The sequence below is a fragment of the Candidatus Caldatribacterium sp. genome, assembly GCA_014359405.1.
GTDB classification, from domain to species: Bacteria; Atribacterota; Atribacteria; order Atribacterales; family Caldatribacteriaceae; genus Caldatribacterium; species Caldatribacterium oleiphilum.
This window is the reverse complement of sequence record JACIZN010000048.1, coordinates 1-13,138: the sequence shown is the minus strand read 5'-3', so window position 1 is coordinate 13,138 and position 13,138 is coordinate 1. Positions and strand designations below refer to the sequence as shown.

The window sequence follows — 13,138 nt, the reverse complement described above, 5'->3', positions numbered from 1 at the left end:
CTTGTGACGACCTACATCACGAACCCCCTGCAGTTTTCAGTTTTTCCGTCTCTCCTCCTTTTTGCCACCCTCTTTCGTCTTGCCCTGAACATTTCCACGACTCGTCTCATTCTCCTCCAGGGGTATGCCGGGAAACTCATTGCTGCCTTCGGGCAGTTCGTCGTTGGGGGGAACTACGTCGTCGGATTCATCATCTTCTTCATCCTGGTTATCATTCAGTTTGTGGTTATCACCAATGGGGCAAACCGTATTGCCGAGGTGGCTGCCCGTTTCACCCTCGATGCCATGCCGGGCAAGCAAATGAGTATCGACGCAGACCTCAACGCCGGGCTCATCGATGAGGCGGAAGCCCGACGCCGGCGCAGGGAAATCGAAAGGCAGGCGGATTTCTACGGAGCCATGGACGGAGCGAGTAAATTCGTTCGAGGTGATGCCATAGCGGGCCTCATCATAACCCTCATCAACTTCCTTGGAGGTATTATCGTTGGGTTGGTCCAGCGGGGCCTTGCCCTCCAGGAGGCTCTGCAGACCTACGCCCTCTTGACGGTAGGAGATGGCCTTGTGGCTCAGATTCCGGCCCTTCTCATTTCCACGGCAAGCGGCCTCATCGTCACCCGGGCAGCAAGTGAAGAAAATCTCGGACAGGATGTCGCCCGGGAGCTCACGCAAATTCCAAGGGCCGTGCTCCTCACAGCACTCCTCCTCCTTTTCCTGGGAGTGATTCCCGGGCTCCCCAAGGTGCCCTTTTTCCTCCTTGCAGGTGCTGCGGGGGCATTCTTCCTCGTTCAGGGGAGAGAAAAACCCAGGAAAGAACCGCCGGAACCCCCAAAGAAAGAAGAGCTCCCCAAAACCCCTGAGGAGATTGTCCGCCTCATCGAGGTGGACCCGGTGGAACTTGAAATCGGGTACGCCTTGGTCCCCCTTGTGGACCCCCAGAGTGGAGGAACACTTCTTGAGCGAATCACTCAGATGCGCATCAGCATGGCCAAGGAAAAGGGCTTTGTGGTTCCTCCGATTCGAGTGCGGGATAACCTGCGCCTTCGGCCGAACCAGTATGTGATCAAAATCCGGGGTGTTGAGGTTGCCCAGGGGGAAATTCTCCCCCGCCATTACCTTGCCATCCACCCTCAGGGTGAAGCGGTCCCCATCGAGGGGATACCCACCCGGGAGCCGGCGTTCAACCTTCCCGCCTACTGGGTGGGGGAGGCGCAGAAGGAGGTGGCAGAAATTGCCGGATTCACTCTCGTTGACGCCGAGTCGGTCCTCATCACGCACCTTTCAGAGACCCTTAAAGCCCACGCTGCTGAACTTCTCACCCGCCAGGACGTGCAGCTCCTCATCGACCAGGTGAAAAGGGTGAACCAGGCGGTGGTGGATGAGCTCATTCCTCATGCGTTATCCCTGGGTGACATTCAAAAGGTGCTCCAGGGTTTACTTTCAGAGCAGGTTCCCATTCGGGATCTTGTCCTCATTCTTGAGGCTTTGGCCGACTCAGTCCGTCAGGCAAAGAGCATCGAAGAGCTCATCGAGGCGGCGCGGAGGCGCCTGGGTCGAAGCATCACCCGTCAGTACCTTGGGGATGACGGAAAACTCCATGTGCTCACCCTTGATGCTCATCTTGAAGCCTTCTTGGGCCGGGTTTTTGGTGGAGAAGAAGTGCTCTCTCCAGAGCGCTTCCGGAAAATTCTTGGAGCGCTCTCAAAGCGTGCAGAAGAAATGGCAAGTCTTGGCCATTTCCCAATTCTCCTTGTTCCTGGTAAAATGAGGAGGAACATTCGGAACCTTTTTGCCGGTTCCATTCCCCAGATTGTGGTGCTTGCTTTTGAAGAGGTTCCGAAGGACGTGGAGGTTCGGGTGGAGGGGGTTGTGAAGGAAGAGGAATGAAGGATCATGGAACTTGAGCGGATTTTCCGGCCTAACCGAAAGGCAAGCCTTGGAATCCGCAGGCGAAACGAAAAAGGGGAATTCGAAGTCACGTACTACCCAAGCCGCATTGAATTTGTAAACCAGGATGCTCTCTGGTTTGCAGCGCCTCAGGAACGGGGGACTCTTGTTCCGGTGAGCATCGGGGAGAGCGTCGAGGTGTACGTCGTCGGAGAGAACGAGGTCTTCTTCTTCGAGGGGAAGGTAAAGGATCGGGTGAAAAAGGGAAACATTGCCTACGTCGTCTTTGCGGTGCCTCAGGAGGTTGTTCGCAAGCAACGGCGGAACTACGTTCGCTTTGAGGCGGCGCTTCCGGTGCTCCTCAAAAAGGGCGAAAAGGCTTTCTCCGGGACCACAAAGAACATAAGTGGTGGGGGCATGCTCGTGCAGCTTCGGGAGGGTAAAGACGTCTTCGAGCACCGGGAAGAGCTCCTTTTCCTCCTTTCTCTTGATGGGAGGGACATTGTCGGTCGGGCTCAGGTGGTGCGAAAGGACGGTCCCGGCCTCTACGCCTTCCAGTTCAGCGAAATTGCCAATCAGGATCGGGAGAGCATCATCAAGTACATTTTCCAAAAACAGGTCGAGCTTCGGAGAAAGGGGCTACTCAAGAAATGAAACCCATTCGGGTAATGGTGGTAGATGACTCGGTCTTCATGCGGCGGATGGTGAAGGACCTCTTAGAGACAGACCCTGAAATCAGCGTGGTTGCCCTGGCCCGGGATGGAGAGGAGGCTCTGGAGCTTATTCCTCAGGTGAGGCCCGATGTGGTGCTCCTTGATGTGGAGATGCCGCGCCTCAATGGACTCGAGTTCCTCGAGCGGGCCCTTTCGCGGGAGCCCCTTCGGGTTATCATGCTCAGTGCTCTTACCCAGGAGGGGAGCGAGGTGACGATGCAGGCTCTGGAGCGGGGAGCCCTTGATTTCATTCCCAAGCCCTCAGGGTCCATTTCCCTTGATATCGACCGGAAGAAGGAAGAAATCATCCAGAAGGTGAAATCGGTGAGTGCCATTCCCCTGGAACGGGTAAGAGCGTGCTGCCTTCCGGGAGGAGTTCTCAAGAAACGTCTCCATGGGGAGGAAACCAAGGAAGAGTCCCAGCGTGTCGTTTTTGTGGCCTCTTCCACCGGGGGACCCAAAGCCCTCCAGATTCTCATGCAGGGTCTTTCACCCCTTACAAGTAGCGGCATGGTGCTCGTGCAGCACATGCCTCCGGGGTTCACGAAGAGCCTTGCCGATCGTCTGAGCGACCTTGCTCCCTTTCCGGTGCAGGAGGCCCAGGGTGGGGAGGCGATTTTCAAAAACCATGCCTTCCTTGCCCCGGGGGGGAAGCATCTCCTCGTGAACGGAGACCGACGCCTGGTTCTTGATGATGGCCCTCCCCTGAAGGGCTTGAAACCCTGTGCGGATATTTCCCTCTCGTCCCTTGTGGACGTTTTCGGCAGCCGCGTTCTGGCCGTAATCCTCACAGGGATGGGGAAGGACGGCCTTGAGGGATGCCGGAAGCTCAAAAAAGCTGGCGGAACGGTGATTGCCCAGGATGAGAAGACCTCCCTCATTTTTGGCATGCCCAAGGCAGTTATCGAGGAAGGCCTTGCGGACTTCGTCCTCCCCATAGAGGAAATCGGAAAAGCCATTGTGGAGTGGGATCGCTGTGGAGACGATACGCGCTGAAGACCTTGTTCTTTTGAGGAACGCCGTTCGAAAGCTCACCGGTATTGACCTCTCCTACTACAAGGAGAACCAGCTCCGTCGGCGCCTCCACTTCATCATGCTCCGGGCAGGAGCCCAAAGCGTTCCCGAGTACGTGCGGCTTTTAGAGACCGACCCGAAAGTCCTTGAGGATTTCAAGAACCGCTTCGCCATTAACGTTTCAGAGTTCTTCCGGAATCCCGAGCGTTTTGAGGACCTTCGGACGAAAGTCATTCCCGAGATTCTCCCCGGAGCGGGAGCGCTTTTTCGAATCTGGAGTGCCGGCTGTTCAGTGGGGAGTGAGGCGTACTCCATTGCCATGCTCCTTGAGGAAATGAATATCAGAAAACCCTACCAAATCTGGGCTACCGACATCGATGAGGATGCCCTCGAGGAAGGACGGCGAGGGGTCTACACGGTGCAGTACCTCCAGAACGTCCCTCCCTCATACTTTGAAAAGTACTTTGAGAAAAGAGAGGACGGCCGTTTCGCGGTTGTCTCTTCGCTCAAGCGGAGAGTCGTCTTTGAGAGGCACGACCTTCTTCAAGACCCGGTGCGTGAAACCTTTGACCTTGTGGTGTGCCGGAACGTAGTCATTTACTTCGAGGATCGGGCAAAAGACGTGGCTTTTTCGAAGCTTGCTCAAGCACTCCGGCCTGGAGGGTACCTCTGGATTGGGAGTACCGAGCGAATTGCGAACCCGGCAAAGTTCGACCTCCGGTACGTTATGCCGTTCTTTTACCGGAAAGAGGGGAAGGGGTGAGCGATGGTCTTCTTTGAAGATTTGAACGAGATGCAGCTTGACGCCTTAAAGGAGATTGGGAACATCGGGGCAGGGAATGCGGCAACGGCACTCTCCAAGATGGTGGGGAAACGGGTCAACATGGAAGTGCCGCTTGTGCGGGTGATTCCCCTCAAGGAGGTTCCCGAATGGCTTGGAGGTCCGGAAAAAGAGGTTCTCGGGGTGTACCTGAGCGTTTTTGGGTCGCTCACCGGGCATATCCTCTTTGTTATGACCATTGACGATGCCCTGAAAATCATGCGCATCCTCCTTGGGGACATGGCTCCTTCCCGGGAACAGATTCTTGAGATGGACGAGCTCTCCTCTTCGGCCATGGGGGAAATCGGGAACATTCTCTCCTCCTCGTACCTCTCGGCCCTTGCCGATTTCACAGGACTGCACCTCAACCACTCGGTCCCTGCAATTGCCGTGGATATGGCGGGAGCGATTGTGGACATCGTGCTCATCGAAATTTCCCAGCACAGCGACTACGCCCTCCTCATCGAGACGGTTTTTGTGGAAGAAGAGGACCGCATCACGGGGTACTTCATGCTCATTCCCGACACAGGGTCCCTTGAAATCATGCTCCAGGCTCTGGGAGTTGTGTAGTATGGCACGGAAAATCACCGTTGGCATGGCGGAGTACCGGGTGAGCAACGACCCGGAGGATATTCTCTGTATTCTTGGGCTTGGTTCCTGCATAGGTGTGTGCCTGTACGATCCGATGCGGCGCATCGGAGGCATGGTCCATGTGCTCCTCCCAGAGCACATTCCCGGCCAGAGCAATCCCTTTAAGTTTGCGGATACCGCCGTTCCTGCGCTCCTTGCTGAGGTTGAGAAAGCAGGGGCAAGCCGCCGGAATATCCTGGCCAAAATATCCGGTGGGGCGAAGATGTTCTCAGGAGCGGATACGCTCTTTGATATCGGCAAGCGCAATGCCGATGCCGTTCGGGAGGCCCTCAAAACTTTGGGAATCCCCCTGAAGGGTGAAGATGTCGGGGGAAGCCGGGGGCGGAGCATTTTCTTCTACGTTGAGGATGGGAGGCTTGAGGTTAAAGTCCTCGGAAGAGACGTCATCGTGATATGAGGGATGAAGGTAAGCGCCGGAGAAGCGTTGCTCAACTTTTTGCCCTCCTTGGGGCATGGGCGTTCACTCTGGGGTACGCCGTGTGGGGGGTATTCCGGGGGATGAGTCTCTTTGCTCTGGCGGTGCGGCTTCCGATTCTTTTTGGGGTGGTGTATGGACTCCTTTTTGCGTACTTTTTCTGGATTATGCGGCACGGTGTGCCTCAGAACGAGTCAGGTGAGAGCTCATGATGCGTACTCTTGAGAAGCCTGGGGATCTTGAGAAGCTCTGGCGGGATTTCCTCGAGAGGGGCGACCGCTCCGCTCGGGAGAAACTCCTGGAGCACTACCTCTACCTTGTGCGGATCGTTGTGGGCCGCATCCTCTACGCTCTCCCCCCCTACGTTGACCGGGAGGACCTTGAGGGGTACGGAATCCTGGGGCTCATCCAGGCTCTTGACCGGTTCGAGCCCCAGAAAGGGGTGCGTTTTGAGACGTACGCTCTTTCCCGCATTCGGGGAGCGGTTCTTGATTACCTCCGTAGCCTCGATCCTCTGACCCGGGGGGAACGTCAGGACCTTCGGCGTATCCTTGAAGCCTGGCGGAGGTGGGAAGCGGAAAAGGGGAAGGAACCAACCCTTGAGGATCTCTCGGAAGTCACAGGGTTTTCCCTCCGGGAGATTACCTGGCTTGTGGAGCGGGGGAAACCTGCGCTCTTTTTTGAGGGAGAGGAAGTGCTTTCTGGGGAGGAGACTCTCGAAGCTCCCGATCCTGCAGGTATCCTTGAGGATCGGGAGCTCCTTGAGTACCTTGGGAAACTCATTGATGAGTTACCCGAACGGGAGCGGCTCATCCTGAGCCTCTACTACTTTGAAGGCCTCACGCTTCGGGAAATTGGAGAGATTCTCTCTCTGAGTGAGGGGAGGGTTTCGCAGGTTCTCACAAGAACCCTTCTCCACCTTCGAGTTCGCTTAGGAGAATGGGGGGGAGAAAAGGTTGGAGAACGAAGGAAGAGAAAAAAGACCCCTTGACGGTTTGGAGCGAGACGGTTTCTTCCAGCTCCTTGTGCCTACCGACGGTATGCGGGCAGAAATCGTCGTCAAGAAGCCCCTTTCTTCTGAGGACCTTGCGCCGTATGAGGAACTCGAAGAGTACCTGAGGCGGAAAGGCATCGTTTTTGGGCTCACGGAAGAGGCAAAAACTCAGGGGAAGCTCCTTTTGACCTCTTCGGGGCACCACCTTGTCGCCGAGGGAGTCCGACCGCAGCGGGGAAAGGACGGCGAAGTGCGGTACCTCTTTGAGGAGGAGGTCCGCAGGGATTTCGTCGAAGAGCCGGAGAGCCAAAAGGACCTCTTTGGTATCCTCCGCATTCCTGAGGTCCATGCCGGGGACGTTCTTGCCGAGGTTCTCCCTCCAGGGGAAGGAATCCCTGGGAAGAACGTTTTTGGAAAGGAGGTTCCCGCCCCTCCCGGACGACCGGCAAAGATTCGGGCGGGAAAAAACGTCGAGGTTCTTGAGGACGGGAGAATTGCCGTGGCGAAGGTCTCAGGGCGTCCGGTGGTGGTGGGAAGGACCTTATCTGTTCTTCCCCTTTTTGAAATCGATGGGGATGTGGGACCGGCCACCGGAGACGTTCGTTTTGTGGGTTCGGTGGTTATCCGGGGGACGGTGCGCTCTGGGTTCACGGTGGAGTCCGAGGGAGATGTGGAGGTATGGGAGGGCATTGAAGCGGCAACGGTGCGCGCTCAAGGGAACGTCCGGATTCGAGGGGGATTCTTCGGAGGGGAGAAAGGTCTCGTTGAGGCAGGAGGAAGCGTCTTCGCGAAAGTCATAGAGAGTGCCACGGTAAAGGCTCAGGAAGACATCATTGTGGAGGAAGCAGTGCTCCACAGTTTCCTCTCAGCTGGAAGGAACATCATCGTTCGGGGAAGGAAGGGAATCCTTGCGGGAGGGGTGGCAAGGGCGGGGAATCTCGTCTGGGTAAAGGTTCTTGGCTCTCCCATGGGGACGAGAACAGAAGTCAGCGTGGGCATTGACCCTGAAATTCAAGAGGAGTACCGGAGAATCCGGGAGAACCTCAAGAAGGTCCGGGAGGTACTCCAGGAGGCGGAAAAGGTTTTCCAGCTTGCCTGGCGCAAGCAGAAAAGCGGAGCGTGCCTTGAGCCGAAGCTCCTTGAGGCGGTGAAGAAAGCCAAGGAGAGTTACGAGCTTGCCAGGGAGCAAGAGAAGATATACACCGAGCGACTTGCAGAGATTGAAGAGATTTTTGAAAAGCACGAGGGTAAGGTGCTCGTGGAGGAAAAGGTGTACCCCCAGGTGCGCATCACCATTGGAAGGTCCACCTACATCGTCCGGGATGAAATTGTGTACGCCTCTTTCTATGAGAAGGATAAGGATGTAGTCATTGGGTCTTTCGAGCGTCCTCGAGTAAAGGAGAGGTAACCATGGTTGACCCGGTGCACATGCAGAACATCGTGACTCGGGCGCCAGAGGTTGCCCGGGTGCAACGGGTTCAGGAAGGGGCACCAGAAGCCCAGAGCCAGGTTTTTGCTCAGGAACTTGCCAGGGAAACCCAGAGAGCGGAAGAAACGGTACCCTCTCCACCACAGTCTGCTCGAGCCGAGTGGAAGAAGGAGAGAAGAAAGAGAGAGGAAGAGAGACGAGGCACCTCTGGAGATGCTCGAAAAACGCGAGAAAAACAGGAAGTGGAAAAGGACCTTGGCCACTTCATCGACACAACGGCCTGAGGTGAGGGGGAATGCTCAAGAACATCCTTGAAGATGCCCTTCGAAGGCTCTTACCGGAAGTGTACGCGGTGAAGAAGGACCTCTGCCCTTGTCCCCAGTGCCAGGAGGATGTTCTTGCCCTGGCGCTTCGTTCGCTCCCCCCAAAGTACGTTTCTCGGGAACAGGGAGAGGTTTTCGCCCGCCTGGAGCTTGAGAATCCCCAGACTCAAATTGACATGCTCGAGGCACTGCTCCAGGCCGCCGATATCGTCATCGCCCGCCCCCGCTGTGCAAGGGCTCAGGAATCGCAAAGAGGTCAATCTGGGGAGCCCGGTAGGTAAAGGAGACGAAGAAGACGAGGGACACAAGAAAAAGGAGAAGGAGTACTCCCCTGGTCCCTGGCAGGAACCAGATGTCCTCAATCCCCCGCTCGATGGTTCCCCCAAGGATTCCCGAAAGGAAAGTCACCGCGAAAGCCCAGGTGAGTTCAAGGGGCAGGGGAAGAGGGCTTTCCGTAACAGCCTGAGCCAGGTACCAGACGGAGGCCATGGCCCAGGGAATGGACCAGGTGGCAAGAAGCCTTGAGGGCCAGAATCCCCGGGGACGGAGAGGGTGCTTCCGAAGAAGGGCGAACTCAAGAAGAGAGGCAAAGAAGTAGGCAAAGAAGCCGATTTTGAGGTGTTCAAAAACTGACTCACTCGTTCCAAAGACAGGGCGGAGCACCTCAAAACCCGTTGCTTCGTACCCAAAGTGGAGGAAAACGTAGATACCAAAGAAAAAGAGAGCTTTCGTGACGAGGTTCATGATCTCCCTTCTTTTCTCCTCTTTGCTACCATTATATCCGAGGAATTCACAGATTTGTTACAAATCCTTAAGACATCCTTAAAAAAGCTCACCTACCCTCTGGTACAATGGAGAAAAGAGAAAGGAGCTCTTTCCAATGCGGAGGGTGTGCGCTCTTTTCGTTTACCTTGGGATTGTGCTCCTTTTGGGATTTGCGGCCTCAGGAAAAGAGGTAACCCTGAAGGAAGCCTTAGAAGTGGCGCTCGTGAAAAACCCGGACATCAAGAAAGCCGAGCTCTCTCTTGCCGTTGCCAAGTCGGCGCTTTCGGAGGCTCGGGAGGATACCTTTTCTCCCACCATCTCCCTGAGGGAAACTGCAGGGCTTTTCGGAGTGCCGGGCGGCTTTTCCCTGGAGCTCAAAGATACCATTTCCTTTGATGCCTCGCTCTGGGAAGAAGCTCAGGTGAACCTTGAGAAAAGTAAGCGGTCTCTTGAGGCAACTCGGGAAGAGGTGAAAAAGAAAGTCATCGCCGCATACCTTGATGTCCTCCGAGCGGAAGGAGAGCTTGCCCTTGCTGAGAAAACCGCAGAACTCTACCGGGAGAAGGTACAAAGCCTTTTAGAGGGATATGAAAAGGGGGAGGTGGGCTCTTCTGCCCTCAAGGAAGCCCAGGGGAGGTACAAGGAGGCAGAGGCAAACCTCAAAGCCCTTGAAGCGCAGCTTCGTCTCCGCAAACAGGAATTCTTCGCCCTCCTTGGAGAGGAAATGGAGGAGGACGTGACTTTTGCCCCTCTTCCTGAGTTCTCCCTCTCCCTTCCTGAAGAGACTTCCCTTTCGAGCTTTGTGGCTCTCAACGATACGGTTGAGGACCTTGAGGGGCAAAAGCGGGTTCTTGAGGCCTCCCTTTCGAGGCTTCGCCGCGAGGGGCGTCCCCAGATTCTTCTTGAGGGGATGTACACGAGGGATGGCTGGTCCCTTTCTCTGGGGTACAACTTTTCCCAGGAGTCCTTGGATGTTGCCCTTGAGAAACCCCTTGCCCTTTCAGGTTCTTCCTCGGGGGATTTCAGCGCCGGCCTTGCGATTTCGTGGACCTTTTCCCCCAGCTTATCCGAAAAGAAAAAGCAGGCAGAACTCGAGAGGGAATCCCTTCTCCTTGATCTTGAAGTGGCGAAGAGGAACACCCTCTTTGACCTTCAAGAGAAGTACCTTGCGGTTCTCAGGGCAAAGGAGATTCTTGAGAGCAAGAAGATGCTCCTTGAGGCGCAGAGGGAAATTTTTGAGGCACGGAAGAAGCAGTTCGACCTTGGGGTACTTGATGGAACGACACTCCTTGAGAGCGAGCTTGGGTTTTTGTCGGCCCAGAACGATTACGACAGTGCCCGTTACGAACTTCTTGAGAGCTTCCTTGAGTTCCTTCGGGGCATTGAGGAGCCAATTCTCTGGGAAACGCTCTTTCCCTCGCAAGGAGGAGAAAACGGATGAAGAAGAACCTTGCTCGAAGTGTCGCTGTTCTTCTTTTTGCTCTTCTTTTTCTTCTTGGTGGCTGTGTTTCTCCCCAGGGGCAGAATTCGCCGCAGAAAGGACTCAAGGCGAACACCCCTCAGGTTGTCCCGGTGCGCCGGGGGAGAATAGCCGATACCGTGTCGGAACTTGGGACTCTGGAGCCCCTCTCGAAAGTCGAGATTATCGCTGAGGAAAGCGGCAAGGTGGCCGAGGTTCTCGTCAAGGAAGGTGATGTGGTCGAGAAAGGGCAGCTCCTCCTTCGCCTTGATACCCAGGACCTTGAGATTTCGAAAGCCCAGGTCCTGGCTCAGCTCAAGTCTGCCCAAATCGACCTTGAGGAGCTCCTGGCGGGAGCAACAGAAGTTGAGCTCCGCTCGAAAGAGGCCCAGTACACCGAAGCCCTCCTGAGCCTTGAAGAGGCCAGGAAAGCCTTGGCCCGGAACGAGAAACTCTTTGCTTTAGGGGCCATCTCAAAAGAGGAGCTCGAAGCGAGTCGAAACGAAGTTATCCGGCGGGAGAAGGCGCTCGCCGTGGCGCAAGCAGAACTTGAGGAGACCCGGAAGAAACCCAAGGCTGAAGACGTCGCCCGGGCTCGGGCAAGAATTGAGGAAATCGAGGCCTCTCTCCGTTCCATAGAGCGGCGGATTGAGAAGGCCGAAATTCGTTCTCCTCTTGCGGGCATCGTTCTTTCGGTGAACGTGGAAGAGGGGGATTTCGTCTCAAGTGGAACGAGTGCCTCAGGGGGAACAAGCCCTGTAGTGGTGGCCGATCTCTCCACCATGAAGGTGGACGTTCCAGTGAACGAGGTGGACATTCCCCGGGTGAAAGTGGGGCAGAAAGCGCGGATCACCCTTGATGCTTTCCCGGGGATGACTTTTGAGGGAGAGGTAGTGGCCATCGCCTACCAGGGGAAAACGACCGAAAACGTCGTCACCTACGATGTCACAGTGCATCTTCCCAACCCCGAGAATCTCCTCCGGGCAGGAATGACGGCCAATGTGGAGATTGTGGTTGAAGAAAAGGAGAACGCCCTCCTTGTCCCGGTGAGCGCAGTGCAGGAGAGAGATGGCAAGGCTTTCGTCTTTGTGAAGAATGCCGAGGGACAGGCAGAACCTCGAGAAGTCACCCTGGGAGTGCGGAGCGATACCTTTGTCGAGGTGGTCGAAGGGGTGAAGGAGGGAGAGGAGGTTTTCGTGACCCCTCCTGAGGCTCCGCAGGGGACACCTCTTCCAAGGCAAACGGGTTCCTCTCCGCGCGGAGTCCCAATCCCTGTCGGTCCCCCAGCCCCGAGAAGGTGAGGCTATGGAGCCGGTTATCCAGGTGGAGAACTTGGTGAAGGTCTACCGCACGGGGAAAGTGGAGGTCCAGGCGCTGCGGGGAGTGACTTTTACCGTTTTCCCTGGGGAGTTCATCGCCATTATGGGACCCTCAGGCTCAGGGAAGACCACCCTCATGAACATCTTGGGGTGCCTTGATACTCCCACTGAGGGGAGGTACGTCCTCGATGGGGTGGAGGTTTCCTCGCTCAGGGAGAACCAGCTTGCCGAAATCCGGAACCGTAAAATCGGCTTTGTCTTCCAGAACTTCCATCTCCTTCCCCGCCTTACGGCTTTCCAGAACGTGGAGCTCCCGCTCCTTTACGCGGGGGTGCCCCGGAAGCTTCGGGTGGAGAAAGTCCGGAGGCTCCTTGAGCGGGTTGGACTGGGGGATCGGATGCACCATCGGCCGAATGAGCTCTCCGGAGGGCAGATGCAGCGGGTGGCCATTGCCCGGGCGCTCGTGAACGATCCGGCGATTGTCCTTGCCGATGAGCCCACCGGAAACCTTGACACGCTCTCGGGAGAGGAAATCATGGCCATTTTCCAGGAGCTCAACGAAGAAGGGAAGACCATCATCCTTGTGACCCATGAGCGGGATATCGCCCAGCACGCCCGACGGGTGATCCATTTCCGGGACGGGAGAATCCTCAAGAATGAAGATGTCACAGACCGGCTTGAGGCAAGGAGAATTCTTGAGGAGCTCAGAAGAGAAAAAGCCTTCGAGGAGGGGGAAGGATGAACCTCTCGGAGAGCTTCCGGACGGCTCTTTTCAACCTTCTTGCGAACAAGCTCCGGTCGTTCCTCACCATGCTTGGTGTCATCATTGGGGTGGCAAGTGTCGTGGCCATGGTGGGCCTGGGGCAGGGCATGCGGGCTCAGATCATGGAGCAGCTCACGAGTCTTGGCTCCAACATCCTCACCGTGGTTCCGGGGAGACTCCGCCAGGGTCCGGGGAGCTTCTTCATGGCCCGGGGAGGCGGAGATGTCCTGAAGTACGAGTACTTCCAGGAGCTTCGGGAAATCCCCTTTCCAGGTATACAGGCCGTAACCACTGAGACCGGAGCAAGCTTTGCCGTAACTTTCGGGCGGGAGAGCGTTGTCGTGAACGTGGTGGGAACAACTCCTGATTTCCTCGAGGTTCGGAATTTCTCTCTTCTTGGTGGTCGCTCCTTCAGCGATTACGATTTCTCCTACTCCCGAAGGGTTGCCGTTTTGGGGCACACGGTGGCCCAGGACCTTTTTGGGAATCCTGAAGCTTCAGTGGGACAGGGGCTTCCAAAGGAAAGGTCAGTACGGAAAGTGGGTCCGCATGGTAAAGGAGGTGGGTGTTCCTGTACCTTCTCGAGATT

15 protein-coding genes and 1 pseudogene are annotated in these 13,138 nt (G+C 56.1%); 15 read left to right on the top strand and 1 reads right to left on the bottom strand.

Annotated elements, in window-relative coordinates; all coding sequences use genetic code 11:
* The 11 genes from flhA to H5U36_05115 form a co-directional block, all read left to right on the top strand.
* Positions 1 to 1,884: flagellar biosynthesis protein FlhA (gene flhA, locus H5U36_05165; protein MBC7217540.1), on the top strand; the 1,884-nt coding region annotated here is incomplete at its 5' end.
* Between the two features lie 6 nt (positions 1,885 to 1,890).
* On the top strand, positions 1,891 to 2,538 hold the full coding sequence (locus H5U36_05160; GenBank protein ID MBC7217539.1) for a PilZ domain-containing protein: 648 nt from the start codon (positions 1,891 to 1,893) through the stop codon (positions 2,536 to 2,538).
* On the top strand, positions 2,535 to 3,593 hold the full coding sequence (locus tag H5U36_05155; GenBank protein MBC7217538.1) for a chemotaxis response regulator protein-glutamate methylesterase: 1,059 nt from the start codon (positions 2,535 to 2,537) through the stop codon (positions 3,591 to 3,593). Before H5U36_05160 ends, H5U36_05155 begins: the two co-directional genes overlap by 4 nt.
* On the top strand, positions 3,574 to 4,374 hold the full coding sequence (locus H5U36_05150; protein ID MBC7217537.1) for a protein-glutamate O-methyltransferase CheR: 801 nt from the start codon (positions 3,574 to 3,576) through the stop codon (positions 4,372 to 4,374). Before H5U36_05155 ends, H5U36_05150 begins: the two co-directional genes overlap by 20 nt.
* A 3-nt stretch (positions 4,375 to 4,377) precedes the next feature.
* On the top strand, positions 4,378 to 5,001 hold the full coding sequence (locus H5U36_05145) for a chemotaxis protein CheC (GenBank protein ID MBC7217536.1): 624 nt from the start codon (positions 4,378 to 4,380) through the stop codon (positions 4,999 to 5,001).
* Position 5,002: 1 nt separating this feature from the next.
* Complete coding sequence (locus H5U36_05140) at positions 5,003 to 5,479, top strand: chemotaxis protein CheD (GenBank protein ID MBC7217535.1); 477 nt, start codon at positions 5,003 to 5,005, stop codon at positions 5,477 to 5,479.
* Positions 5,476 to 5,709 (top strand): hypothetical protein, encoded by a 234-nt coding sequence (locus H5U36_05135; protein ID MBC7217534.1) that lies wholly within the window; start codon positions 5,476 to 5,478, stop codon positions 5,707 to 5,709. The genes H5U36_05140 and H5U36_05135 overlap by 4 nt, the downstream gene beginning before the upstream one ends.
* Positions 5,706 to 6,488, top strand: coding sequence for a FliA/WhiG family RNA polymerase sigma factor (locus H5U36_05130; protein MBC7217533.1), 783 nt, complete (start codon positions 5,706 to 5,708; stop codon positions 6,486 to 6,488). Before H5U36_05135 ends, H5U36_05130 begins: the two co-directional genes overlap by 4 nt.
* The gene (locus H5U36_05125) at positions 6,454 to 7,899 is read left to right on the top strand and encodes a DUF342 domain-containing protein (GenBank protein MBC7217532.1); all 1,446 of its coding nucleotides are present in this window, start codon (positions 6,454 to 6,456) and stop codon (positions 7,897 to 7,899) included. The genes H5U36_05130 and H5U36_05125 overlap by 35 nt, the downstream gene beginning before the upstream one ends.
* A gap of 2 nt (positions 7,900 to 7,901) precedes the next feature.
* Positions 7,902 to 8,204, top strand: coding sequence for a TetR family transcriptional regulator (locus H5U36_05120; protein MBC7217531.1), 303 nt, complete (start codon positions 7,902 to 7,904; stop codon positions 8,202 to 8,204).
* Between the two features lie 11 nt (positions 8,205 to 8,215).
* Entirely contained in the window at positions 8,216 to 8,524 is a 309-nt protein-coding gene (locus H5U36_05115; GenBank protein MBC7217530.1) for a late competence development ComFB family protein, read from the top strand.
* On the opposite strand, the gene H5U36_05110 is transcribed toward H5U36_05115, so the two are convergent.
* Positions 8,454 to 8,987 carry a hypothetical protein gene (locus H5U36_05110; protein MBC7217529.1) on the bottom strand — a complete coding sequence of 178 codons (534 nt, stop codon included), beginning with the start codon at positions 8,985 to 8,987 and terminating at the stop codon, positions 8,454 to 8,456. The two genes, H5U36_05115 and H5U36_05110, sit on opposite strands and share 71 nt — an antisense overlap.
* 136 nt (positions 8,988 to 9,123) lie before the next feature.
* Between H5U36_05110 and H5U36_05105 the strand changes: the two genes are divergently transcribed.
* From H5U36_05105 to H5U36_05090, 4 genes and pseudogenes are all read left to right on the top strand, one after another.
* Complete coding sequence (locus H5U36_05105) at positions 9,124 to 10,449, top strand: TolC family protein (protein MBC7217528.1); 1,326 nt, start codon at positions 9,124 to 9,126, stop codon at positions 10,447 to 10,449.
* Positions 10,446 to 11,768: an efflux RND transporter periplasmic adaptor subunit gene (locus H5U36_05100; protein ID MBC7217527.1), complete on the top strand. Its 1,323-nt coding sequence runs from the start codon at positions 10,446 to 10,448 to the stop codon at positions 11,766 to 11,768. Before H5U36_05105 ends, H5U36_05100 begins: the two co-directional genes overlap by 4 nt.
* Positions 11,769 to 11,772: 4 nt before the next feature.
* Positions 11,773 to 12,528: an ABC transporter ATP-binding protein gene (locus H5U36_05095; GenBank protein ID MBC7217526.1), complete on the top strand. Its 756-nt coding sequence runs from the start codon at positions 11,773 to 11,775 to the stop codon at positions 12,526 to 12,528.
* Positions 12,525 to 13,055: pseudogene (locus tag H5U36_05090) on the top strand (ABC transporter permease). Before H5U36_05095 ends, H5U36_05090 begins: the two are co-directional and overlap by 4 nt.
* Positions 13,056 to 13,138: the final 83 nt, after the last annotated feature.